A 22,690-nucleotide genomic window follows, 5' to 3' on the forward strand; every position below is an offset into this window, starting at 1 on the left:
CTCCTTGATTATCCTCCAAATAAACGAGCAAAAAAGCCTTTCTTAGTTGATTGGACTTCTTCTTTTGCTTGGTCCAGCTCTAGCTTAAGATTTTCTTGATCCTTCATGGCTTGAAGGGTCAATTGTTGCTGCTGATCGAGTTGTTTGTCTTTCTCAGCAATCTGACGGTCCTTGATACGCATCTGCTCGTCTTTTTCTGACAACTGACGATCCTTGGCTTTTAATTGTTCATAAAGACGAAGAATTTCTGCATTCTTCTCATCAACCAGAATCTCCATCAGTTCACGTTGCTTGACATCTTCACTGACAGGCTCATCTTCAAAAATCGTTTTTTTATAGATTTCTTCTAGCTTAATCAAGCCACTTCTGGTAACGACTGTTACCCCTTTGTCATTTTTATCTGTGTCTTCTTCTGGTAATTCTTTGACACGGTTATTGATTGCTTGACGAGATAATCCTAAAACCTCTGCAATCTCACTGACGGTCATTTCAATACTCATAATATCCTCTGAAACGTTTTCTAGCTTTTCTTTATTTAAATCTTATCATAAGCTAGATAAACTGTCAAATTTCCGCTTAATCTAAAGCCTTCAAAAAGGCTAACAAGACTTGGGCAGAGCGACGTCCAGCTTCGATAATAAACTCATCAAAAGAGATGTTTGCTTCATGGTTGGCATTATCACTCATAGCTCGGATGACTAAGACTGGAAGATTAAGAGCATGCGCTGCCTGAGCAATAGCTGCCCCCTCCATCTCGACTGCTAAAACTTCTGGGAAATGGGACTTAATCGCTTCTATCTTGTCATTTCCTGCAACAAAACTATCTCCTGTAGCAATCAAACCAAGATGCCAGTTCTGGTCCAATTGAGATAGACTCTCTTGAATTTTGGCAACAAAGGTTTTATCTGATTCGAAATAAAGCGGTTGTTGCGCCATTTGTCCATATGCATAGCCAAAAGCTGTAACATCCACGTCATGATAGACTAATTTATCAGCAATCACAACATCTCCAACAGCAATACCCTCTGCTACTGCTCCAGCAGATCCCGTGTTAATCAAAGCATCCACTTGGAAATGATCAGCCAAAATCGCCACACTCATAGCAGACATGACCTTACCGATTCCACTTTCTACAAGAACGACTTCATGAGAGGCAATGGTTCCTGTGTGATAGGTATTCCCTAAAACAACTTGCTCCTGGGCATTGTCTAAATGCTGGACCAGATACGCCAGTTCTTCTGGCATAGCCGCAATAATTCCTATTTTCATTTCAATTCCTTTTCTATTACAAAAGTTTCATTGCTAAGACAAGCAAAATCAAGAGAAAGATGACAGCGAATAAGATTTTATTCAACTTAGAATTGAAGACATTTCTCTTGGTATTTTCAATGCGACGGCTTTTATGAATAGACGGTTCGACCTGAATCTTCAAAGTTTCCTGGCTAAAACCATGATCCTTAGGATTGGCATAACCAAAACGGGAAGAAGAGGTTGGTAAAATTTTTGTCTCCTCATCATCTAGCAAAGGGGGACCTGAAATCTTTTCGCCTCTATTAGCTCTTTCAATCATTTCATCCGTTAATAAAGGTTTACCCATACTGACCTCCTCTATCTTTTCTGCAATTCCCAGTATTGAACAGCCATAATCGTCTTGGCATCACAGATATGACCTGATTGGATTAATTCCTTGGCTTCTTCTAAGCTCACTTCAAGAACTTCTAAGGTTTCATCCTCATCCTGCGGACGCGGATTTTCCACTTTAGTCAAATCGCTTGCTCGGTATAGTTTTAACTTTTCATTACAAAAGCCAATGGCCGAGTAAAAATCGTACAAGAGTTCTAATTTCCCTGTATAGGCTGTTTCTTCCTCTAATTCACGAAGTGCTGCTGCGACAGGGTCTGTGTTTTCTCCTACTTCCAATTTTCCGGCTGGAATTTCATAAGAGGCTGCTTCAATGGCTTTGCGGTACTGCTTGACCAAGATGAGTTTTTGCTCATCCGTTACAGCTAAAACACAGACAGCTCCATTGTGGAAAATCAAATCCCGTTGGGCAGTTCCCTTTCCTTCTGGTAATTCAACCTGATCTTGGACCAGTTTAAATATTGGTCCTTGATAGATCTCTTTTCGGCTTAGCGTTTTTTCTTCAAATTCCATGATAGGCTCCTACTGATTCTTAGGATGATGAGGAAGGCGTGTTGCATATTCGTCTTTATTAACCTGACGACCGCGACCAATAGCAATAGCATCCGCCGGCACGTCTTTAGTAATAGTTGAACCAGCACCAACGAGAGAATTGTCACCAAGTTCTACTGGCGCAATAATGGTTGAATTTGAACCCACAAAGACATTGTTTCCAATGACTGTCTTGTATTTGTTTTTGCCGTCATAGTTGACTGTAATGGTTCCTGCACCAAAATTAACCTTGCTACCCACTTCACAGTTTCCGATATAAGTCAAATGACCAGCCTTGGTATTCTCACCGATAGAAGAGCCTTTCACCTCAACAAAGTTACCAATATGAACTTGTGCACCTAGAGATGAACCTGGACGAATGTGGGCGTAAGGACCGACTGTTACACCGTCTGCAACACTGCTTTCCTCAATCATAGAATTGGTAATGACAGCTCCTGCTCCGATAGTGCTGTCCACTACATACGTTCCATTTGTCAAAACAGTCTCAGCACCAATTTTCGTTTGCCCTTTCAAGGTAACATTGGCTTCAATTTGAACTTCAGGAGCAATCTCAACATCAATATCGATATAAGTTGCTTCTGGATTGACAAAGCTAACACCATTGACCATGTGCTGATGATTGATGCGACGACGCATAACGGACTCAGCTGTCGCAAGTGCCACACGGTCATTTACCCCAAGACTTTCATCAAAATCTTTTAACGTATAAGCTCCGACTTTTTCACCAGCCTCACGGAAAATGCCAATGACATCTGTAATATAGTATTCGCCTTGAGCGTTATTGGTATTGATATTTTTCAAAGCCTCAAACAAACGCTCGTTATCAAAGACGTAAGTTCCAGTGTTGATTTCCTTGATTTGTTTTTCAAAATCTGTAGCATCCTTCTGCTCAACAATGCGAAGAACTTCAGCATTATCATTACGAACAATTCGTCCATAGCCAAAAGGATTATCCGTTTCAGCAGTCAAGATAGTGGCCACATTTTTATGATTGATGTGGAAATCAATCAAGTTTTTCAAGCTTTCACCAGTGATTAAAGGAGTATCCCCTGCAATGACCAAGGTGTGACCTGACAAACCTTCTAGGATAGGCTCTGTCATCATAACTGCATGGCCAGTCCCTAACTGTTCAGATTGAGTCACAAATTCTGTCTGTCCAGCCAAGACCTGCTCAACCAATTCCGCCTTGTGTCCTACAACTGTTACTGTCTTTTCAGGTTGGATAGCTCCCACACTACGGAAAACATGTTCCAACATAGAAATACCCGCAACCTTGTGCAACACTTTTGGCAAATCAGATTTCATGCGAGTCCCTTTACCCGCTGCTAAAATAATGGCATAATTTGACATAATCTTCTCTTTTCTCTAGAAATTCCCTTTTATTATACCATATTTCAAATCATTCCGCGCCCTTGAATGAAAAAATGCTCTAAAGTCCTTTATTAACCCATTTTTTGAGTATTTTTTTTGATTTTTTCTCATTTTTAAGGTAAAATTATGAGATATGAGAAAGAAAATAAATCCGCTTATTTTGTTTGGTTTTTTTGGGATTATGATTTTCATTTTAATCCTGAATCGCCCTCGTTTTGAGGACCATCCTGTAAAAACAAAGTCAAATATCGCGCAAGTAGAAACGCAAGCGCTACACAATATAGATAAACCGGTAATTGATGTTTCTGGTTGGCAGCGTCCTGAGGAAATCAATTACGATACTCTGTCCCAAAACATTTCTGGAGCTATTGTTCGCGTCCATAGTGGTGCTCAAACGTCCAAAGAGAACGATGCTTCCTATGTTAATGGTGTTGATAAGGCCTTTAAAACCCATATCACTGAGTTTCAAAAACGAAATGTCCCAGTTGCTGTCTATGCCTATGTAGCCGGAAAAAATGTCCAGGAAATGGAAAAAGCTGCTGAGGTATTCTATAACGCCTCTTCTCCATACAGTCCAAGTTACTATTGGCTAGACGTGGAAGAAAAAACCATGTCTAATATGAACGATGGTGTTGAAGCCTTCCGAGCAAAGCTTGAATCACTGGGTGCTAAAAATATCGGAATCTACGTTGGGGTCTACTTCATGGAAGAGCACAGTATTGATACAGATAAGTTTACGTCTGTTTGGATTCCTTCCTATGGTTCTGACTCAGGATTTTACGAAGCTACTCCTAAAACTGATTTAGATTACGACATTCACCAGTACACGTCTAAAGGAAAAATTGCTGGCTTTGACCACGATTTGGATATCAACGTTATCTCTGCCTTAAAGAACAAAGAAGAAACCTTTAGAAAACTCTTTTTAAAACCTTAAAAGCATTTGTTTATCATTTGCTTTTTATTTTTGTGTTTGATTGTGATACAATATAGTAAGGATTTTTTGAAATAGAAATAGTTGGAGGAAAAATATGCTCTCATGGTTAGCACGTGTTATTAAAGGGATTGTCATTGCTCTTGGATTTATTCTACCGGGAATTTCCGGAGGGGTTCTAGCAGCAATCTTAGGAATTTATGAACGAATGATTGGCTTTCTGGCCCATCCCTTTAAAGACTTTAAAGAAAATGTTTTGTACTTTATTCCAGTTGCCATCGGTATGCTTCTGGGAATCGGCTTATTTTCCTACCCGATTGAATACCTGCTTGAAAATTATCAGGTCTTTGTCTTATGGAGCTTTGCAGGTGCCATCATTGGTACAGTTCCTAGCCTTCTCAAAGAATCAACTCGAGAATCTGACCGAGACAAGATTGATTTAGCTTGGTTCTGGGCAACCTTTATCATTTCTGGACTAGGTCTCTATGCCTTAAATTTTGTTGTTGGAACCTTAAGTGCCAGCTTTCTTAATTTCGTCCTAGCTGGTGCACTGCTGGCTCTTGGCGTATTAGTTCCTGGCCTCAGTCCATCAAATCTCCTTTTGATTTTGGGTCTCTATGCTCCTATGTTGACTGGTTTTAAAACCTTTGACCTCTTGGGAACCTTCTTCCCGATTGGAATCGGGGCAGGTGCAACTCTCATCATTTTTTCAAAATTGATGGATTATGCCTTAAACAACTATCACTCACGCGTCTATCATTTCATCATCGGTATCGTCCTATCAAGTACTCTTTTGATCTTGATTCCGAATGCAGGAAACGCTGAAAGTATCCAATACACTGGTATTTCTCTTGTTGGGTATGTCATCATCGCCTTCTTCTTTGCTCTGGGAATCTGGCTTGGTATTTGGATGAGTCAATTGGAGGATAAATATAAATAATGGCAAAAAAAGTAAAAATCAAAAAAACATTGGTGGAACAAATCCTGTCTAAAGCAGGTATCCCACATCAAGGGATTCAAATCAATGCCCTTGAAGGAGAACTTCCTCAAGATTATGAACGAGATCAGATTTTCAAAACCTTGGCTCTTTTGGGAGATAAAACAGGACCGATTATCGGAATTGTCCCTATCACTCAACACTTGTCTGAAAAGAAACTAGCTAAAATTTCTGGCAATAAAAAAGTGAGCATGATTCCCCAAAAGGATTTGGAAAAAACAACTGGTTACATTCATGGAGCCAATAATCCTGTCGGAATTCGTCAGAAACACAATTACCCCATTTTTATCGATAAGATCGCTCTAGACTTGGATCAAATGATTGTCTCTGCTGGAGAAGTTGGTCACAGCATTATCGTCGCACCACAAGACTTGGCTAGCTTTGTAAAAGCTGACTTTGCAGATATCTTGGAGGACAGTAAGTAATGAAACTCTACTTTGTCCGCCACGGTCGTACAGTCTGGAACCAAGAAGGACGCTTTCAAGGTGCTAGCGGAGATTCTCCCCTTCTTCCTGAATCTATTGACACCCTAAAACAACTAGGGCAGTATCTCAAGGAAATTCCTTTCGATCAGATTTATTCAAGTGATTTACCTCGAGCGGTCAAATCTGCTGAGATTATCCAAAGTCAACTCAAGACACCCTGTCCTTTAGAAAGTGTTTCTAATCTCCGTGAATGGCAGCTGGGGAAGTTAGAAGGTTTGAAAATCGCAACCTTGGAAGCTATTTACCCGCAACAAATCAAAGCTTTTCGATCTAATCTTGCTCAATTTGACACTCAAATGTTTGGAGCCGAATCCCTCTATAGCACCACGCAACGGACCATCCAATTTATCAAATCATTAAAAGATAGTCCAGCTGAGCGTATTCTAATTGTCGGTCACGGCGCTAATCTTACTGCTAGTCTTCGTACTCTCCTAGGTTATAAAGAACCTCTTCTTCGTAAAGATGGCGGTCTAGCAAATGCCAGCCTGACCATTCTAGAAACCCATGATTTTGAAACATTTACTCTCGATACTTGGAATGATACTTCCTATCAATAACAGAACTTGATTTTAGCGTCAAGTTCTTTTTAGTTTTGAAAGATTATCCGTGAATTTCTTGGCTATTTATGATAAAATGGGAGTATCGCAAAAAATGACTCATCGTATTCAATTTTGAGTAAAACTAGGAGGATCCCATGTCAACAGAACATATGGAAGAACTAAATGACCAGCAGATCGTTCGCCGTGAAAAAATGGCTGCGCTTCGTGAACAAGGAATCGATCCTTTCGGAAAACGCTTTGAACGCACTGCAAATTCACAAGAATTAAAAGATAAATATGCCGACCTCGATAAAGAACAATTACATGATAAAAACGAAACAGCTACTATCGCAGGACGCTTGGTAACCAAACGTGGTAAAGGTAAAGTAGGTTTTGCCCACCTTCAAGACCGCGAAGGTCAAATCCAGATTTACGTTCGTAAGGATGCTGTCGGTGAAGAAAACTATGAAATCTTCAAAAAAGCAGACCTTGGTGACTTCCTTGGTGTCGAAGGTGAAGTGATGCGTACAGATATGGGAGAACTCTCTATCAAAGCTACTCACATCACTCACTTGTCTAAAGCACTTCGCCCACTCCCTGAGAAATTCCACGGTTTGACAGACGTTGAAACAATTTACCGTAAACGTTACCTTGACTTGATTTCTAACCGTGAAAGCTTTGAGCGCTTTGTCACTCGTTCAAAAATCATTTCTGAAATCCGTCGTTACCTTGATCAAAAAGGTTTCCTTGAAGTGGAAACACCTGTTCTTCACAACGAAGCTGGTGGTGCGGCAGCCCGTCCATTTATCACCCACCACAATGCCCAAAACATTGATATGGTGCTTCGTATCGCAACTGAGCTTCACTTGAAACGCCTTATCGTCGGTGGTATGGAACGCGTCTACGAAATTGGCCGTATCTTCCGTAACGAAGGAATGGACGCTACTCATAACCCTGAGTTCACTTCTATCGAAGTTTACCAAGCTTATGCAGACTTCCAAGATATCATGGACTTGACGGAAGGCATTATCCAACACGCTGCTAAATCAGTCAAAGGCGATGGTCCAGTCAACTATCAAGGTACTGAAATCAAGATTAACGAACCATTTAAACGTGTTCATATGGTGGATGCTATCAAAGAAATTACTGGTGTCGATTTCTGGCAAGACATGACTTTCGAGGAAGCCAAAGCTATCGCTGCTGAGAAGAAAGTTCCAGTTGAGAAACACTACACTGAAGTTGGCCACATCATCAATGCCTTCTTTGAAGAGTTTGTTGAAGAAACCTTAATCCAACCAACCTTTGTCTATGGACATCCAGTAGCTGTATCTCCACTAGCTAAGAAAAATCCTGAAGACGAACGCTTTACTGACCGTTTCGAGCTCTTCATCATGACTAAGGAGTACGGTAATGCCTTTACTGAGCTCAATGACCCAATCGACCAACTTAGCCGTTTTGAAGCCCAAGCTAAAGCCAAAGAACTTGGTGACGATGAAGCGACAGGCATCGACTATGACTACATCGAGGCCCTTGAATACGGTATGCCACCAACAGGTGGTTTGGGAATCGGTATCGATCGTCTCTGCATGCTACTCACTGATACAACTACTATACGTGATGTATTACTCTTCCCAACAATGAAATAACCTCTTATCCTCTGGTACTTGCCAGAGGATTTTTCGATACAAAAAGAGACTGAGTAAAAACTCAATCTCTACTTTTCACTTCTTTGGTTGCTACATCTTCTCCAAACCATTTATGGCTAATCTCTTGGAACTTCCCTTCTTGGTAAAGTTGAACAAAAGCTTGGTTTAAAGCTTGTAGTAATCTTTTGTCAGCTGGTCTAACTCCGACTGCAAAGGATTCACTTTCAAATCCAGCCGAAAAGACATTGTAGTCATTTAATATCCCCTCAGACTGAAGATAGTAATTAGCATACACTCGGTCAATCAACAAGGCATCAATTCGATCATTCTTCAAATCAATCAAGGCTTCATTGAAACTCTGATATTGATTGGCTTTCTGGTCTTTAACACGATTTTTCAATAAATCTGGCTGCGCTTCAAAGTCTAGATAACCAGAGGATCCTGCTTGGGCTCCCAAGGTCTTATCCTTCATATCCTCTACTGAATGGATCTGCTGGTTTTTCTTCGCAACCAGAACTTGCTGATTTTCCATGTATGGAATGCTAAAAGCAACCTTCTCTCGGCGTTCATCAGTGGCAGAATACCCATTCCAGATGGCATCAATAGTTCCATTTTGCAGTTCCGTCTCCTTCATATCCCAGTCAATTGGCTGAAATTGAATCTTGAAACCTAATTTTTCTGAGACAGCTTGTGCTAAGTCAATATCAAAGCCTGTATACTGTCCATTCTTTTCTTCAAATCCCATAGGTACAAAGGTATTGTCAAAACCAATAGTAATGGTCCCCTGCTCTTGATATTTATCCCAGTTATCCTGCTTTGGATCGCTAGCCTTCTGAGTACAAGCCGTTAAAAAGAGAGTCAGGATAGAAACCAATACTAAAGCAATTTTCTTATTAGTCATTGGCACCTCCTACTTGGGCTCAACCTTGAGAATCTGATCTGCGATATTTTCAGCGAATTGTAAATCGTGGGTAACCACAATCTGCGTCATCCCAAGTTCCCTATTTTGCAAGATTAGTTTTTCCACTTCCAAGCGCAATTCTGGATCCAGGGCAGAAGTCGGCTCATCATAACCTATGATTTCTGGGTCAATCATCATAGCACGCGCCAAGGCCACACGCTGCTTTTGCCCACCAGATAGTGAGAAGGGATAAGCATCTGCATGTCCTACTAGCCCCAACTGTTCCAAAAGCCCTCGCGCCTTCTTCTCAGCCTCTTCCTGCTTCATCCCCATGGTTTTCACAGGCGATAAGGTCAAATTGTCTAGAACTGATAGATGAGGGAACAGTTGAAAATCTTGGAAGACAAATCCCAGTAGATTGCGCTTCTCCAATTCATCCAGTTCTAAAGGTTCTCCATTATAAAAGATATGCCCTGAATCAATGGTTTCAAGACCTGCAAGCATACGTAAGAGGGTTGTCTTACCTCCACCAGAAGGCCCAACGATGGCTAGGATTTGCTTTTCAGGAATTTTTAGACTGAAATTAGATAAAATTTGCTTTCCACCAAAGCCTTTATTGATATTTCGTAATTCTAACATGGTAGCCTCCTATCTATAGTAACTGTACTTCTTCTCAACTTTTTTGGCAAGAATGGTCACAATCCCAATCAAAATCAAGTAAATGGCTCCTGCCAAGAACATAGGAACAAGACTAGCATCACGGTTGGCAGCTGTTCGACTCGCCAAGATAAGGTCAGAAATACCCAGAGCATAGACCAGAGAGGTATCCTTGACCAAACTCATAACCTCATTAAAGACACTAGGAAGAACAATCTTGGTCACTTGGGGCAAAATAATATAGCGCACTGTGTCAAAGGGACTAAACTTCAAGACCTTGGCAGCCTCATATTGACCTTTAGGAATGGTATCAATCCCTCCACGGAAAATTTCAGCAAAGTAAGCCGCATAATTCAAAACAAAGGCAATGATAGCCGCAGGAAGACGGTCCAAACGAATCCCAATGCTTGGGAGCACATAATAGATAAAGATCAATTGTAAGAGCAAGGGTGTACCTCGCATAATCCAAATATAAATGTTAATCAGATGATGGAGGGGCTTCCAATGGACTTGCAAGGCAAAGGCAATCAAAACGCCCAAGGGAATAGAAAAAATCAAGACCAGTGCAAAAACCTGTAAAGTCATGCTTGCACCGCTCAATAAACTCGGTAATATCTCAAACAAATAAGACATACTGCACCTCCTAAAAATAATTGTTCCTATTATAGCATAAATAAACAAAATAACCAAGAATTTTTGTAAAAAAATTCTATTTGAAAAAGAAAAACTATATCTATCAAAAATGATTAGATACAGTTTTTAAAAATATATTCTTACAATCTCTCAAATAGTTCTTGCATTTGAACATCATCTGGAACCAGTTTTAAGTAAGTTTGAGCATTGACTTTTGCTTCCTTAAAGTAACCTAATTCACGCAAGAGATAGATATAGTGTTCCAGAAACTCTGGATTATCCTTCAAATCTCCTACCAACCCTTGGTAATGCTCGTAGGCAGTATCCAAATCGTCCATCTCTTGATAGGAACGAGCAATCATCCACTTGGTCAAAAGATTTTCTGGCTCATCACTTTGTAAGTCTAGAATGTCCTCATAACGTTCCTGTTCTAGATAAATAGTTGCTAAACGGAGTAAAATTTCTTCTGTATCCTCAGCATCTTCTTTAGCAGTAAGGAGGTAGTTCTCTGCACCACTAGCATCATGCAATTCATAAGAAAATTGTGAAGCTGCTAACAAGAGTCTTGTTTCAAAAGGATTTTTCTCCAAACCTTGCTTAGCAATACGCAGGGCTTCTTGAACCTGATGTTCCTTATGCAAGGCCTGACTATAACCATACTCATATCCTTCAAAGTCAGGTGAAATGGTATCAAGCTGCTTAAAGTAGAGGACAGCTTTTTGGTATTCTTCTTGATCAAAGTAAAGACTGGCTAACTCAAAAGCTGTTAGGTCATCGTATTCTAACTCCAGGGCTTTTTCCAAAAACTCTGTAGCCGTTTCAAATTTCCCTAACTGGGCATAGGCAAAGCCAATTCGTTGATAGGTAGAAATGCCTGTTTGCTCATAAATAGTACGATTATCTAACTGGGCATAGCCTTGAATAGCTTCTTGGTAATTTTCCAACTCACTATCCAACTCTGCTAATCCCAATATCAAGAGAGGATCTTCTGAGTAAGTCAAGGCCTCCAATAATTTCTCACGCGCCACATCTGTCAAACCTTCCAACTGGTAAAAGTCTGCCTTCAGAGCCAAAGCCGAAACATACCAGTCACTGTCAGATTTGATTTCCTCAAGGTAGGCAAATGCTTCTTCGATTTGACCATCCTCGCTAGCAATAGCTGCTAGATTAAGATTAACCTCTGGAAAATTTTCTACAATTTTCAGGTAAATTTCCTTGGCCTGAGGATAAAAACCAATTCCTTCAAGATAAGTAGCTAACTCATACAGAAGGTCACTTGGATCATTTTCTAAAGCTTTGACGAAATAGTGCTCAGCCTTGGTTAAATCTTGCTCTTCCAAAGCCTGTAACATCTGTTGACTATTGTTCACTCTTAGCTTCCTCTCCCTCTACTTCATATAGGCCACTGACTACCTTATACCATTCAAAAATCGCTGAAATGACAACTTTAGCAGAGGCATAAACTGGAATACCGAGCAAGACTCCCCAGATACCAAACATGGATCCTGAAGTTAACAAAACAAAGAGAACATTAATAGGATGGATGTTTAATTGACTTCCCAAAATCAATGGAGAGACAAAACGGCCTTCAATAGTTTGTTCTACGATAAAGACAATCACTACTTTCAAAAGCATGACTGGCCCAGCAATCAAGCCCAATACTAGGGCAGGAAGCATGGCTAAGAAGCTACCCAAATAAGGAACCAGATTTAAAATACCAGCAGTAACTCCCAACGTAACTGCATAGCGTAGACCAATAATCTTGAAGAAAATCATAAACATTACCGCTACAATAATAGCCACTGTTACTTGCCCTCTAACATAATTGGACAACTGCTGGTTCACATCTGATAAAACTTGTCCAACAGGTTCTTTCAATTTCGTTGGCATGAATTGGGTCAAATAGTGACGTAGGCCTTTTCCATCACGTAAGAGATAAAAGAGCATGAACGGAACGATAATCAAGGCAACAATCACTTGAGAAGCCCCGCTAATAAAGGCGCTCACCCAGTTGACTGCTTGAGATGAAACCTTACTTGCCCAAACTGTAGCCTGACTTGAGAAGTTTGTCAAAACTTGTTCTAACTGAGGTCTGAAATCATCTGGTAAACGCTTGGTGACCAAATCATCAATAACTCGATCAGCATCTTCGAGGTAGATTGGTACATTTCTTGCAAATGTTAAAACTTGACGTTGCAGATTTGGAATAGCTACTGCCAAGCCCCAAATGATAAAAAGAGCGATGATGACAAAGACAATAGTGATAGCTATAACACGATTCACCTTATGCTTCTCCATCCAATCAACAATAGGATTTAATAAATAATATAGCAAACCAGATAGAATGACTGGCAACATCACGACTGCCAAAAAGTCTAAAACAGGTGAAAATAAGAAACTAATCTTGCTTAAAATAAACAGATTGAGTCCCAATAATAAGGTTACCAAAAATACCGTAATGGCCTTGTTATCCAAAAACCACTTGAAAAACCAAGATAGGCTAAAATGTTTCTCTTTTTGCTCCATAAATACTTCCTTTCTATTGTTCTCTCATTATACCATTTTTAAATCAAAATAACTCTTTTTTAAAGTGCTTACATGGAGACAGCAACATAAAAAATCTCCTCAAAAGAGGAGATTCGATTAGTCTTGAATATGACGGTCTAAGTTCTTCTGATAATCAGCATTGGATTTGGCTTTTTCATCAGCAAATTTCTTGCGGAACTCATCCATTTCTTTAGTAGTGACAATCTTATCTTGGATTTTCAGATACTTGTAGCTATTTTCACTAGTCTTGTCACCTACCCAGCCACCGGCACCACTGCCAGGAACCATTTTCGTCACTAGCATTTGAGCACCATCAGAGTATACTGGAATAACAAGTGCACTATCTGACAACCAAGCTTGAGCCTTAGAATATTTGGAATAACGTTTTTGAAGGTCTGTTTTCTCACTATTTGCATCATCAATCAGTTCTTTGTATTTATCCAATCCAACTGTTTTAATAACTGGATTGTCTGTTCCTGGTGCCACACCAAGAGCACTTAGGAGACTTGGACCTGAAGTTGGATCAAATACATCTAGATAAGTCGATGGATCAGCAAAGTCTGGAGTCCAACCACTGACTGCATTAATATCCCAGTCAGTATTTGCATTGGAAGTAGCTAGAGTAGTCATACTTCCCAATTCGTCATCAGAAACTTGTTGAATATCAACAACTACATTGTCAGAGCCTAAGGCTTCCTCAATGGATTGTTTATAAGACTGAACCTGACGAATAAAATCTGGATTTGATGAAGAAATTGGCAAATCTAAATGAATTGGGAACTGTACTCCTTCAGCTTGAAGGGTTTTCTTAGCAGCTTCAAACTTAGCTTTGGCTTTATCTACACTATGTAGTGAATCTTGGGCATCATCAAGACTGACATCTTTCCAGACATTATCCAATTTATCCAATTCTGTCTTAGTAACTTGACCAAATGTTTGATCTCCTACTTGAACAAATGTTGGAGGAGTGAAACTTGTCCGTAACTTACGAGGTCCTACTTCATCACCAAATACTTGAGAGATCCCTGCTTTACGATCTACCGCAAAAGCCAAGGCTTGACGGAAATCTTTGTTTAACAAGGCTTTCTTAGTAGAAGTTTTTTCTGCATCACTTGTTTTAGCAGTGTGATTGTAATTTACACGGTCGATATTAGTAGACATATAGAATACGCCACCTCTTTGTTGACTGTATACAATATTATCCTTGTACTTTTCTTTTAGACGTTCATAGTTGGCAGAGTTTTTAAAGAGAGGTGCAGCTGGATAGTGTCCCTCATCAAAACCGCGTCCTAGAGAGTCTGCATCTTGACCATCAAAGAAGGATAACTTGATATCATCAATAAAGACATTTTGTTTATCCCAGTAGTTTTGATTTTTGGTCATTTCGATAGAAGACTTAGATGTAAGACCTTTGAGGAGATAAGGCCCATTGTAGAGAATGCTCGTTACATCCGTTGGTTTACCAAAGTCATCTCCTTTAGAAGCTAAAAAGTCTTCATTAACTGGTGCAAGGACTCCCATTGTTGTTTTTGAATTCCAGAAAGATTCTGGATGATTCAAAGTATAGACTACAGTATAATCGTCAGTTGCTTTTACCCCAACACTAGAAAAATCTGTTGTTTTCCCATTTACATAGTCATCCAATCCTTTGATAGAATCCTGTACGAGATAAAGAGCCTGTGATTTCTTATCTGCTGCATGTTTCAGACCAGTTACAAAGTCCTGAGCCTTGACTTCACCATACTCTTCCCCCTCATTGGTATACCATTTGACTCCCTGACGGATTTTATAGGTATAGGTTAAACCATCTTTGGAAACAGTCCAATCTTCTGCAACTGATGGAACCAGATTGCCATATTGGTCATTTTCAAGCAAACCGTCAATAACGTTACCTGTGACCTGTTTAGTGCTGACATTTCCAGAAACTGTATAATCCAGAGTCGAAGGATCTGATGAAAATACATAGGCATAAGTAACTGGTTTATTTGCTTCTTTATTAACATTACCAGATGAACACGCGGCTAGGACAGCTGCCGAGAGTACAGCAACTCCTGCTGCTAAGAAAACATGTTTTTTCATAAACAAACTCCTTTGCAATTTGTATAGGATTATTATAGCACTTTTCAAAAGGAAATCAATACAAAAACAAGTTAAATTTAATATTTTATTATGTTTAATTATGTGTTATAGAATTCCTCCAACTACAATTTTTGTGATATAATAGTCTTATCTTTATTTTAGAGGTAAAGTTATGAAAGAAACTGTTTATTTTGGAACTTATACACGTCGGACTTCCCAAGGGATTTACAAGGCAGACTTTGATACAGAAACTGGTCAGCTTTCAAATCTAGAACTTTTTGCTACTGAGCCAAGTCCAACCTACCTTGCCTTTGACCAGCATCAACATTTATACACTGTTGGTAGTCAAGACGATAAGGGTGGAATTGCAGCCTATCAAACTAATGGTACCTTATTAAATCATGTCGTTGAAGAAGGAGCTCCCCACTGTTATGTTGCCGTGGATGAAAAGCGTGATTTGGTATATGCTGCCAACTACCATAAAGGACAGGTACTTGTTTATAAACGCCAGGAAGATGGTCGTCTTCTACTTAGTGATGTGGATCAACACAGCGGCCAAGGTCCACATGAAAATCAAGCTTCTCCACATGTTCACTATTCAGATTTAACACCTGACCACTATCTAGTGACCTGCGACTTGGGTACTGACCAAGTAATTACTTATGATCTTGATTCAGAAGGAAAATTATCTAAGCTCTATACCTATCATAGCCAGCCAGGAGCAGGCTCACGCCATATTATTTTCCATAACCATTATAAAATCGCTTATCTCATTTGTGAACTCAATAGCACTATCGAGGTTCTAATCTACGATGGTGTTGGCGAATTTGAACGCATGCAAGTCATTTCAACTCTACCAGACGGTTATGAAGGCTTTAATGGTACTGCTGCTATTCGTCTCTCTAAAGATGGTAAATACCTCTACGCCTCTAACCGGGGTCATGATTCTATCGCAGTATATACAATTCTTGCGGACGGTAGCTTAGAGTTGTTAGAAATCGTTCCGACACATGGTCAGACTCCACGTGATTTTGATTTGACACCAGACCAAGAATTTGTCATTGCTGTCCATCAAGACTCTGACAATGCAACCGTCTTTAAACGCAACTCTGAAACTGGACGTCTAGCAGAACTTTCTAATGACTTCCATGTCCCAGAAGCAGTCTGCATCAGTTTTGCCCCTTAAGAAAACATAAAAAATGAACTTGGTAACTCAAGTTCATTTTTTTCTTATAGTCTATTTCCGACATTAATACGGTTAATGGCACGTTGCAGTGCAATCTTCGCACGACGTTCTTGGTCAATCAAGTGTTTGTCTTGTGCTTCTTCAATTTCACGCTCTGCTCGAAGTTTGGCACGTTCTGCACGACTAACGTCGATATCACGAGCACGTTCTGCAGAGTCAGCAACAATTGTGACAACGCCATTGGCAACTTCGATAACGCCTCCGTTCACTGCAATCCAGTTCACGTGATTTTCATCATCTACACGTTTAACCTTAACCTCATCAACTGCTAAAACTGCAATCATATTTTCATGTCGTGGCAAGATTCCCATCTCACCATCCAGAGTTCGAACTGATACAAAGCTGGCATGGTGATCATAGACGAGACCATCTGGTGTCACGATCTGGACAGTTAACTGAGCCATAGATCACCTCTTAAAATCCCATTTTTTCAGCTTTTGCAATCACATCTTCGATAGAACCTACACCACGGAAGGCATCTTCTGGCAAGTGGTCGTGTTTACCATCAAGGATTTCCTTAAAGCCACGAACAGTTTCAGCAACTGGAACATAAGAACCTGGTTGACCAGTAAATTGTTCAGCAACGTTGAAGTTTTGTGACAAGAAGAACTGGATACGACGAGCACGAGCAACCAAGGTCTTTTCTTCATCAGAAAGCTCATCCATACCAAGGATAGCAATAATATCTTGCAATTCATGGTAACGTTGAAGAACACGTTTTACTTCAGCAGCAACTGCATAGTGCTCTTCTCCAACAATTTCAGGTGCCAAGGCACGTGAGCTTGAAGCAAGTGGGTCAACGGCTGGGTAGATACCCAATTGTACCAACTTACGTTCCAAGTTAGTTGTTGAGTCCAAGTGAGCGAAGGCTGTTGCTGGCGCTGGGTCAGTATAGTCATCCGCTGGCACATAGATAGCCTGGATAGAGGTTACAGAACCCTTTTTAGTTGATGTAATACGCTCTTGCAATTGACCCATTTCCGTAGCAAGTGTTGGTTGGTAACCAACGGCTGATGGCATACGACCCAAAAGGGCAGATACTTCTGAACCAGCCTGAGTGAAACGGAAGATATTATCGATAAAGAGAAGCACGTCTTGGCCTTCTACATCACGGAAGTATTCAGCAATTGTCAAACCAGTAAGGGCAACACGCATACGTGCTCCTGGTGGCTCATTCATCTGACCAAATACCATGGCTGTTTTCTCGATAACGCCTGATTCTTTCATTTCCCAGTAAAGGTCATTACCCTCACGAGTACGTTCCCCAACACCGGTAAATACTGAAATACCACCGTGTTCTTGGGCAATGTTGTGAATCAATTCTTGAATCAAGACAGTTTTACCAACTCCGGCACCACCGAAAAGTCCAACCTTACCACCTTTAAGGTAAGGGGCAAGAAGGTCGATAACCTTAATCCCTGTTTCAAGGATTTCAGAAGAGGTAGACAACTCATCAAAAGTTGGAGCTTTTTTATGAATTGGCTGACGCTCTGCATCTTCTGTAAAAGGAGCTTCCAAGTCAATGGTATCTCCCAAAACATTGAAGACACGTCCCAAAGTTTCTTTACCTACTGGTACAGAGATTGGACGACCTGTGTCCAATACTTCCATTCCACGAGTCAAACCATCTGTTGATTCCATGGCGATAGTACGGACCATACCATCTCCCAACTCCAAGGCTACTTCAAGGACGATTTTTGTTTTTCTTTCGTCATTTTTGTAGACGACAAGTGCATTGTTAATCTCAGGAAGTTTTTCCCCTGCTGCAAACAAGACGTCTACAACGGGACCGATAACCTGAGCAATTTTACCTGAACTCATCTCCTTCTCCTATTCTATATAAGATACTGTCGGTCCTAGCTTAACTAGGTCCTAAGTTCATTTTCATACGAGCTGGACTAGTGCCTATTCTAAGGCACTAGCTCCTGCTACGATTTCTGTAATTTCTTGTGTAATCGCCGCCTGTCTGGCACGGTTATACTGAATTGTCAAATCATTAATAACTTTCTTAGCATTATCTGTCGCTGTTTGCATGGCTGTCATACCAGCAGCATTTTCAGCTGTCTTAGCATCGATAATAGCACCATAAATCATACTTTCTGCAAATTGAGGCAACAACTGCTCCAAAATTTCTTCTCGACTAGTTTCCAACTCAAAGGTCAAACTGTAACTGTCATCCGCTTCATTTGGATCCAAGTCAACAATCGGAAGCATTTGCTCCACACGCATTTGACTGGTTAGCGTATTGACATGGTGGTTATAGCAGACATAGAGTTCATCAAAAAGTTCATTTTGGTACATTTCAACAGTTTTTGAAATAATCTTACGAACTTCATCAAAGCTTGGTTGATCTGCCAAGCCACGTAGTTCATAAAGTGGTTGAATACCACGAGCTTTAAAGAAATCAGCTCCCATTCCACCAATACAGATCATTTCAAAACCTTTACCGTCTGGATGGTATTCTTCTTTCAGCTCCATAACGGCTTTCAAAATAGAAGAATTATAACCTCCAACCAAACCTCGGTCTGATGTAATGACGATATAGCCTGTCTTCTTAACTGGACGGCTAATCAACATCGGATTGGTTGAACTACCAGCTCCATTCCCATGAAGAATATCCGTCAAAAGTTTACGAACTTTCTGAGCATAAACTTGGAAGTTGCGAGCAGCTTCTTCAGAACGACCTAGCTTAGCAGCTGATACCATCTGCATGGCATTTGTGATTTGACTAGTATTTTTTGTTGAGGCGATTTTTGTTTTAATATCATTTAGAGATACTGCCATCTGACACCTCTATTCTTATTGGAAGCTGGTTTGATTGAGAAACTCTGTAATCGCAGCATCCAAGACTGCTTCTTCTGGCAAGTCTTTTGTATCACGAATGGTTTCCAAAATCTCTGGATGTTGAGCATCAAAGAAGGCATGGAACTCTTCCTCGAAACGAACAATATCATCTACTGGAACAGTATCCAAGAAACCATGTGTCAAAGCATAGAGAATGGTTACTTGTTTCTCAACAGGTAATGGTTTGTGAACAGGTTGTTTCAAGACTTCAACTGTACGACGTCCACGGTTCAACTTAGCCTGTGTTGCCGCATCCAAGTCAGAACCAAACTTAGTGAAGGCTTCCAACTCACGGTATGAAGCAAGGTCGATACGAAGTGTACCAGCAACCTTTTTCATGGCTTTGATTTGTGCAGAACCACCTACACGAGATACAGATGAACCCGCATCGATGGCTGGACGAATACCCGCATTGAAGAGACCATCACCAAGGAAGATTTGTCCATCAGTGATTGAAATCACGTTGGTTGCGATATAGGCAGAGATATCTCCTGCTTGTGTCTCGATAAATGGTAGGGCAGTAATTGATCCACCACCAAGTTCATCAGAAACTTTAGCTGAGCGCTCAAGCAAACGGCTGTGAAGGTAGAAAACATCCCCTGGGAAAGCTTCACGACCTGGAGGACGACGAAGCAAGAGTGACAGTTCACGATAAGCTACCGCTTGTTTTGATAAATCATCATAAACGATCAAAACATGCTTACCTTGGTACATAAATTCTTCCGCCATGGCAACCCCAGCATAAGGAGCTAGGAAAAGCAATGGAGATGGTTGTGAAGCAGAGGCTGTCACAACGATTGTGTAGTCCAAGGCACCGTACTGACGTAGTGTTTCTACTTGCGTACGAACTGTTGATTCTTTTTGTCCAATCGCTACGTAGATACAGATCATATCTTGACCTTTTTGGTTCAAGATTGTATCAATCGCAATGGTTGTTTTCCCTGTCTGACGGTCACCGATAATCAACTCACGTTGACCACGACCAATCGGTACAAGGGCGTCAATAGCTTTCAAACCAGTTTGCAATGGTTCTGATACAGACTTACGTTGCATAACACCAGGAGCTGGTGCTTCTACTGGACGAGTTTTATCAGTGTAGATTTCTCCAAGACCGTCAACTGGACGACCAAGCGGATCCACAACACGACCAATCAGACTTTCACCTACTGGGACTTCCATGATTTTCCCTGTACGGCGGATTGTATCGCCTTCACGGATATCTGTAAAGTCACCTAGGATGATAATACCAACGTCTGTTGACTCCAAGTTTTGAGCCATACCATAAGAGCCGTTTTCAAAAATCAACAACTCTCCACTCATGGCATTTTCAAGGCCGTGAGCACGCGCGATACCGTCCCCGATATAGGTTACAACACCTGTTTCAGTCACATCAAAATTGGGTTTGAAATTTTCAATTTGTTGCTTAATTAAAGCGCTGATTTCTTGTGCGTTAATTGCCAAAAGAACACCACTTTCTATTTCAAATTTTCTTTAACAACTTTAAGTTGTTGTTTAATACTCACATCAATTGTCTTGTGATTGGCAAAAATGACAAAACCACCAATAAGACTTTCATCGATTTGTTCTTTTACACTCCTTATTTTAAGAGACATTTTTTTCTCAATCAAAGGGAGCAAGCGACTCTTCTGTTCATCCGTTAAAGGATGAGCTGACCTAATCGTCACTTCAAATCGATTTGTTTCTTTTTCAAGTCGGTTCAAGCAATCTACAAGAATATCATAAAAAAGATTTGCTCTGTGATTGTAGATAAGAACCTGAATAAAGTTTTGCAATAAAGATGATACTGAATCTTGGAAGAACGCAATTGTTTTTTCCTTGTCAGACTCGTCTACTGCCACTTTTTTTAAAAAAGAAGGTAAGGCTGTTTCTTCAGCAACTTGCTTGATTTGAGCTAAGTCTGAAAAGATACGGTCTTCTTCTCCTTTTTCTATAACCAATTGGACAAAAGGCATGCTGTATTTTTCAATTACCTTTACTGTTTTCTTGTCCATTAAGCTTCTCCTAACTGATCGATATACTGATCAATGAGTTCTTTATGGGCATGACCGTCAAGGTTTTGTGAGATGATTTTACCAGCCAAGCTGATTGTCAAATCTGCTACCTCACCCTTAACGCTTTGTAAAGCTTCAGCTTTATTTTGAGCAATTTCTTGGTTCGCTTTTTCTTTCAAGCGTCCTGCTTCTAGCTTAGCATCTGCTAAAATACTAGCTTTGCTTTTCTCAGCTGTTTCTTTCGCATTCTCAATGATTGTCTTAGCTTCTTTACGGCTACCAGCCAATTCATCTTCGCGTTTTTGAGCCAATACTTCTGCTTTTTGACGTGCTTGTTCAGCTCCGTCAATATCTGCTGCAATTTTTTCTGCTCTTTGTTCGAAAATACTAGTCAAATTTGACCAAGCATATTTCTTAACCAAGACTAGCAAGAGAATAAAGGAACCAGCGATTAGTATAAAATCACCAAGTAATTCACCTACTGTTACATTCATAAACTACTCCTTTCTATTCTTCATCATTAATTTTATTTCCTAGGTACATTGAAGATAACAATGTAAATACATATGCTTGTACACAAGAAATAAAAACAGAAAATGCAGTCCAGATTAGATTTGTTCCAAAAGCAATAGGATACCAATAGAAGGCCTGATGAGAAAGTAGGACTAACATACTTGCCATCACTTCCCCTGCAAAGATATTACCAAAGACCCGCAATGCAAGTGAAAGGAGATTGGTAACTTCTTCCAAGAGATTCATTGGTGTCATAAAACCTGGTGTTACAAATGCTTTTAAATACTTTTTGATTCCACGACGACGAATTCCTTCTACGTGAGTCATTAAGATAATTGTAAAAGACAAGACCAAGTCAAATGACAAATTTGCTGTTGGTGAGGTCCAAAGATTTACACCATCTGTAGTCTGAATTCTAGCCATTAAGCCAATATTATTTGCAATGGCCATAAATAGGAATAAACAGAAATAAAAGAGAGAATAATCCTTTATCATTGGACCAAGGTTTGATTTTGTAAATCCAACAACAAAATCAAATAAATACTCTAATACATTTTGTTTTCCTGTGGGTCTCAAAGTCATATTTCGAGTTGCCCAATAAATAAAGCCAAAAATAAGTGCTACAGTCAACAAAGTCAAAACTACTATGGTTAAATTAAAGGTAACAGGACCAATATTGATGGTTGGATTAATACTTTCTTCCATCTAAAATCCTCCCTTTTTCAATTTATACTTCTTTTATTTGATGATAAATGAAAAGACAAGAGTAACGAAGAAAGTACCTTCAATAAAGGCAACCCCTAGGATCATCAAACTACGTAGTTCTGAGATGATATCTGGTTGGCGAGCAACTGATTTCAACAAACCGTTCATCAACATACCTTCACCAAGAGATACACCCATACAGGCAAGACATAGACCGAAAAATGTTAAATTCATGACGAATTCTCCTTTTAATTAAAATTTACTTACTTAGTTTAGTCCTAAAAATTGGATTTGTCAACTTTTTACTAACATTGAAAGCGTTTAATGAAAATTATTTACAATTTTACTATTTTTAAGTCTATTATATAGAAAATTTTGGAAAAAACTTGTA

General features: G+C 39.9%; 25 protein-coding genes. 6 read left to right on the plus strand and 19 right to left on the minus strand.

Annotated elements, in window-relative coordinates; genetic code table 11:
* Nucleotides 1–8: 8 nt before the first annotated feature.
* From rocS to glmU, 5 genes are all read right to left on the minus strand, one after another.
* Nucleotides 9–500, minus strand: a complete 492-nt coding sequence (gene rocS, locus M1G05_RS03910; RefSeq protein WP_000021242.1) for a chromosome segregation protein RocS — start codon at nucleotides 498–500, stop codon at nucleotides 9–11.
* Nucleotides 501–576: 76 nt separating this feature from the next.
* A complete protein-coding gene (locus tag M1G05_RS03915; RefSeq protein WP_000689781.1) occupies nucleotides 577–1,269 on the minus strand; it encodes a 5'-methylthioadenosine/adenosylhomocysteine nucleosidase in 693 nt (230 codons plus the stop codon).
* 16 nt (nucleotides 1,270–1,285) lie between these two features.
* Complete coding sequence (macP, locus tag M1G05_RS03920; RefSeq protein WP_000517861.1) at nucleotides 1,286–1,597, minus strand: cell wall synthase accessory phosphoprotein MacP; 312 nt, start codon at nucleotides 1,595–1,597, stop codon at nucleotides 1,286–1,288.
* 11 nt (nucleotides 1,598–1,608) lie between these two features.
* Nucleotides 1,609–2,154: an NUDIX hydrolase gene (locus M1G05_RS03925; protein WP_150922349.1), complete on the minus strand. Its 546-nt coding sequence runs from the start codon at nucleotides 2,152–2,154 to the stop codon at nucleotides 1,609–1,611.
* Between the two features lie 9 nt (nucleotides 2,155–2,163).
* Nucleotides 2,164–3,543 carry a bifunctional UDP-N-acetylglucosamine diphosphorylase/glucosamine-1-phosphate N-acetyltransferase GlmU gene (gene glmU / locus M1G05_RS03930; RefSeq protein WP_000073766.1) on the minus strand — a complete coding sequence of 460 codons (1,380 nt, stop codon included), beginning with the start codon at nucleotides 3,541–3,543 and terminating at the stop codon, nucleotides 2,164–2,166.
* A 154-nt stretch (nucleotides 3,544–3,697) separates the two neighbouring features.
* Here glmU and M1G05_RS03935 point away from each other — a divergent pair, with 154 nt between their 5' ends.
* The 5 genes from M1G05_RS03935 (at nucleotide 3,698) to lysS (ending at nucleotide 8,162) form a co-directional block, all read left to right on the plus strand.
* Nucleotides 3,698–4,498: a glycoside hydrolase family 25 protein gene (locus M1G05_RS03935; RefSeq protein WP_023946949.1), complete on the plus strand. Its 801-nt coding sequence runs from the start codon at nucleotides 3,698–3,700 to the stop codon at nucleotides 4,496–4,498.
* A 94-nt stretch (nucleotides 4,499–4,592) separates the two neighbouring features.
* Nucleotides 4,593–5,435 (plus strand): DUF368 domain-containing protein, encoded by an 843-nt coding sequence (locus tag M1G05_RS03940; RefSeq protein WP_004256605.1) that lies wholly within the window; start codon nucleotides 4,593–4,595, stop codon nucleotides 5,433–5,435.
* A complete protein-coding gene (locus M1G05_RS03945) occupies nucleotides 5,435–5,917 on the plus strand; it encodes an aminoacyl-tRNA deacylase (protein ID WP_049500383.1) in 483 nt (160 codons plus the stop codon). Before M1G05_RS03940 ends, M1G05_RS03945 begins: the two co-directional genes overlap by 1 nt.
* Nucleotides 5,917–6,534, plus strand: a complete 618-nt coding sequence (locus M1G05_RS03950) for a histidine phosphatase family protein (RefSeq protein WP_247953154.1) — start codon at nucleotides 5,917–5,919, stop codon at nucleotides 6,532–6,534. Before M1G05_RS03945 ends, M1G05_RS03950 begins: the two co-directional genes overlap by 1 nt.
* A gap of 137 nt (nucleotides 6,535–6,671) precedes the next feature.
* Nucleotides 6,672–8,162, plus strand: a complete 1,491-nt coding sequence (lysS, locus tag M1G05_RS03955) for a lysine--tRNA ligase (RefSeq protein WP_020902752.1) — start codon at nucleotides 6,672–6,674, stop codon at nucleotides 8,160–8,162.
* Between the two features lie 61 nt (nucleotides 8,163–8,223).
* Here the strand turns inward: lysS and M1G05_RS03960 are convergent, their stop codons facing one another.
* From M1G05_RS03960 to M1G05_RS03985, 6 genes are all read right to left on the minus strand, one after another.
* Nucleotides 8,224–9,063, minus strand: coding sequence for an amino acid ABC transporter substrate-binding protein (locus M1G05_RS03960; RefSeq protein WP_227325758.1), 840 nt, complete (start codon nucleotides 9,061–9,063; stop codon nucleotides 8,224–8,226).
* A gap of 9 nt (nucleotides 9,064–9,072) precedes the next feature.
* Entirely contained in the window at nucleotides 9,073–9,702 is a 630-nt protein-coding gene (locus M1G05_RS03965; RefSeq protein ID WP_247953155.1) for an amino acid ABC transporter ATP-binding protein, read from the minus strand.
* Nucleotides 9,703–9,711: 9 nt separating this feature from the next.
* Nucleotides 9,712–10,353 carry an amino acid ABC transporter permease gene (locus tag M1G05_RS03970; protein WP_049487112.1) on the minus strand — a complete coding sequence of 214 codons (642 nt, stop codon included), beginning with the start codon at nucleotides 10,351–10,353 and terminating at the stop codon, nucleotides 9,712–9,714.
* A 140-nt stretch (nucleotides 10,354–10,493) separates the two neighbouring features.
* Nucleotides 10,494–11,723 (minus strand): tetratricopeptide repeat protein, encoded by a 1,230-nt coding sequence (locus M1G05_RS03975; protein ID WP_223340246.1) that lies wholly within the window; start codon nucleotides 11,721–11,723, stop codon nucleotides 10,494–10,496.
* Nucleotides 11,713–12,879: an AI-2E family transporter gene (locus M1G05_RS03980; RefSeq protein WP_247953156.1), complete on the minus strand. Its 1,167-nt coding sequence runs from the start codon at nucleotides 12,877–12,879 to the stop codon at nucleotides 11,713–11,715. Before M1G05_RS03980 ends, M1G05_RS03975 begins: the two co-directional genes overlap by 11 nt.
* A 117-nt stretch (nucleotides 12,880–12,996) precedes the next feature.
* Nucleotides 12,997–14,979: a peptide ABC transporter substrate-binding protein gene (locus M1G05_RS03985; RefSeq protein WP_247953157.1), complete on the minus strand. Its 1,983-nt coding sequence runs from the start codon at nucleotides 14,977–14,979 to the stop codon at nucleotides 12,997–12,999.
* A 172-nt stretch (nucleotides 14,980–15,151) separates the two neighbouring features.
* Between M1G05_RS03985 and M1G05_RS03990 the strand changes: the two genes are divergently transcribed.
* Nucleotides 15,152–16,165 (plus strand): lactonase family protein, encoded by a 1,014-nt coding sequence (locus M1G05_RS03990; protein WP_247953158.1) that lies wholly within the window; start codon nucleotides 15,152–15,154, stop codon nucleotides 16,163–16,165.
* A 44-nt stretch (nucleotides 16,166–16,209) separates the two neighbouring features.
* On the opposite strand, the gene M1G05_RS03995 is transcribed toward M1G05_RS03990, so the two are convergent.
* The 8 genes from M1G05_RS03995 to M1G05_RS04030 all read right to left on the minus strand — a co-directional run bounded on the left by M1G05_RS03995 (nucleotide 16,210) and on the right by M1G05_RS04030 (nucleotide 22,533).
* Nucleotides 16,210–16,629, minus strand: a complete 420-nt coding sequence (locus tag M1G05_RS03995; RefSeq protein ID WP_004256585.1) for a F0F1 ATP synthase subunit epsilon — start codon at nucleotides 16,627–16,629, stop codon at nucleotides 16,210–16,212.
* Between the two features lie 10 nt (nucleotides 16,630–16,639).
* Nucleotides 16,640–18,046 (minus strand): F0F1 ATP synthase subunit beta, encoded by a 1,407-nt coding sequence (atpD, locus tag M1G05_RS04000; protein ID WP_000094357.1) that lies wholly within the window; start codon nucleotides 18,044–18,046, stop codon nucleotides 16,640–16,642.
* An 84-nt stretch (nucleotides 18,047–18,130) separates the two neighbouring features.
* The gene (locus M1G05_RS04005) at nucleotides 18,131–19,009 is read right to left on the minus strand and encodes a F0F1 ATP synthase subunit gamma (RefSeq protein ID WP_000301224.1); all 879 of its coding nucleotides are present in this window, start codon (nucleotides 19,007–19,009) and stop codon (nucleotides 18,131–18,133) included.
* Nucleotides 19,010–19,024: 15 nt separating this feature from the next.
* Nucleotides 19,025–20,530, minus strand: a complete 1,506-nt coding sequence (gene atpA, locus M1G05_RS04010) for a F0F1 ATP synthase subunit alpha (RefSeq protein WP_000996632.1) — start codon at nucleotides 20,528–20,530, stop codon at nucleotides 19,025–19,027.
* 14 nt (nucleotides 20,531–20,544) lie between these two features.
* Nucleotides 20,545–21,081: a F0F1 ATP synthase subunit delta gene (locus M1G05_RS04015; RefSeq protein ID WP_247953159.1), complete on the minus strand. Its 537-nt coding sequence runs from the start codon at nucleotides 21,079–21,081 to the stop codon at nucleotides 20,545–20,547.
* A complete protein-coding gene (gene atpF / locus M1G05_RS04020; RefSeq protein WP_001103468.1) occupies nucleotides 21,081–21,575 on the minus strand; it encodes a F0F1 ATP synthase subunit B in 495 nt (164 codons plus the stop codon). The genes M1G05_RS04015 and atpF overlap by 1 nt, the downstream gene beginning before the upstream one ends.
* A gap of 13 nt (nucleotides 21,576–21,588) precedes the next feature.
* Nucleotides 21,589–22,299: a F0F1 ATP synthase subunit A gene (gene atpB, locus M1G05_RS04025; RefSeq protein ID WP_000392870.1), complete on the minus strand. Its 711-nt coding sequence runs from the start codon at nucleotides 22,297–22,299 to the stop codon at nucleotides 21,589–21,591.
* 33 nt (nucleotides 22,300–22,332) lie between these two features.
* Nucleotides 22,333–22,533 carry a F0F1 ATP synthase subunit C gene (locus M1G05_RS04030; RefSeq protein ID WP_001054560.1) on the minus strand — a complete coding sequence of 67 codons (201 nt, stop codon included), beginning with the start codon at nucleotides 22,531–22,533 and terminating at the stop codon, nucleotides 22,333–22,335.
* Nucleotides 22,534–22,690: the final 157 nt, after the last annotated feature.

The organism is Streptococcus mitis (genome assembly GCF_023109515.1).
GTDB classification, from domain to species: Bacteria; Bacillota; Bacilli; order Lactobacillales; family Streptococcaceae; genus Streptococcus; species Streptococcus mitis_CS.

Coding starts and splice junctions, on each gene's coding strand:
- glmU (WP_000073766.1), bottom strand. CDS start 3,543: ATGTCAAATTATGCCATTATTTTAGCAGCGGGTAAAGGGACTCGCATG.
- atpF (WP_001103468.1), bottom strand. CDS start 21,575: ATGAATGTAACAGTAGGTGAATTACTTGGTGATTTTATACTAATCGCT.
- M1G05_RS03990 (WP_247953158.1), top strand. CDS start 15,152: ATGAAAGAAACTGTTTATTTTGGAACTTATACACGTCGGACTTCCCAA.
- M1G05_RS04015 (WP_247953159.1), bottom strand. CDS start 21,081: ATGGACAAGAAAACAGTAAAGGTAATTGAAAAATACAGCATGCCTTTT.
- M1G05_RS03995 (WP_004256585.1), bottom strand. CDS start 16,629: ATGGCTCAGTTAACTGTCCAGATCGTGACACCAGATGGTCTCGTCTAT.
- lysS (WP_020902752.1), top strand. CDS start 6,672: ATGTCAACAGAACATATGGAAGAACTAAATGACCAGCAGATCGTTCGC.
- M1G05_RS04005 (WP_000301224.1), bottom strand. CDS start 19,009: ATGGCAGTATCTCTAAATGATATTAAAACAAAAATCGCCTCAACAAAA.
- M1G05_RS03980 (WP_247953156.1), bottom strand. CDS start 12,879: ATGGAGCAAAAAGAGAAACATTTTAGCCTATCTTGGTTTTTCAAGTGG.
- atpB (WP_000392870.1), bottom strand. CDS start 22,299: ATGGAAGAAAGTATTAATCCAACCATCAATATTGGTCCTGTTACCTTT.
- M1G05_RS03925 (WP_150922349.1), bottom strand. CDS start 2,154: ATGGAATTTGAAGAAAAAACGCTAAGCCGAAAAGAGATCTATCAAGGA.
- M1G05_RS03940 (WP_004256605.1), top strand. CDS start 4,593: ATGCTCTCATGGTTAGCACGTGTTATTAAAGGGATTGTCATTGCTCTT.
- M1G05_RS03915 (WP_000689781.1), bottom strand. CDS start 1,269: ATGAAAATAGGAATTATTGCGGCTATGCCAGAAGAACTGGCGTATCTG.
- M1G05_RS03960 (WP_227325758.1), bottom strand. CDS start 9,063: ATGACTAATAAGAAAATTGCTTTAGTATTGGTTTCTATCCTGACTCTC.
- macP (WP_000517861.1), bottom strand. CDS start 1,597: ATGGGTAAACCTTTATTAACGGATGAAATGATTGAAAGAGCTAATAGA.
- M1G05_RS04030 (WP_001054560.1), bottom strand. CDS start 22,533: ATGAATTTAACATTTTTCGGTCTATGTCTTGCCTGTATGGGTGTATCT.
- M1G05_RS03950 (WP_247953154.1), top strand. CDS start 5,917: ATGAAACTCTACTTTGTCCGCCACGGTCGTACAGTCTGGAACCAAGAA.
- atpD (WP_000094357.1), bottom strand. CDS start 18,046: ATGAGTTCAGGTAAAATTGCTCAGGTTATCGGTCCCGTTGTAGACGTC.
- rocS (WP_000021242.1), bottom strand. CDS start 500: ATGAGTATTGAAATGACCGTCAGTGAGATTGCAGAGGTTTTAGGATTA.
- M1G05_RS03935 (WP_023946949.1), top strand. CDS start 3,698: ATGAGAAAGAAAATAAATCCGCTTATTTTGTTTGGTTTTTTTGGGATT.
- M1G05_RS03945 (WP_049500383.1), top strand. CDS start 5,435: ATGGCAAAAAAAGTAAAAATCAAAAAAACATTGGTGGAACAAATCCTG.
- M1G05_RS03985 (WP_247953157.1), bottom strand. CDS start 14,979: ATGAAAAAACATGTTTTCTTAGCAGCAGGAGTTGCTGTACTCTCGGCA.
- M1G05_RS03965 (WP_247953155.1), bottom strand. CDS start 9,702: ATGTTAGAATTACGAAATATCAATAAAGGCTTTGGTGGAAAGCAAATT.
- M1G05_RS03970 (WP_049487112.1), bottom strand. CDS start 10,353: ATGTCTTATTTGTTTGAGATATTACCGAGTTTATTGAGCGGTGCAAGC.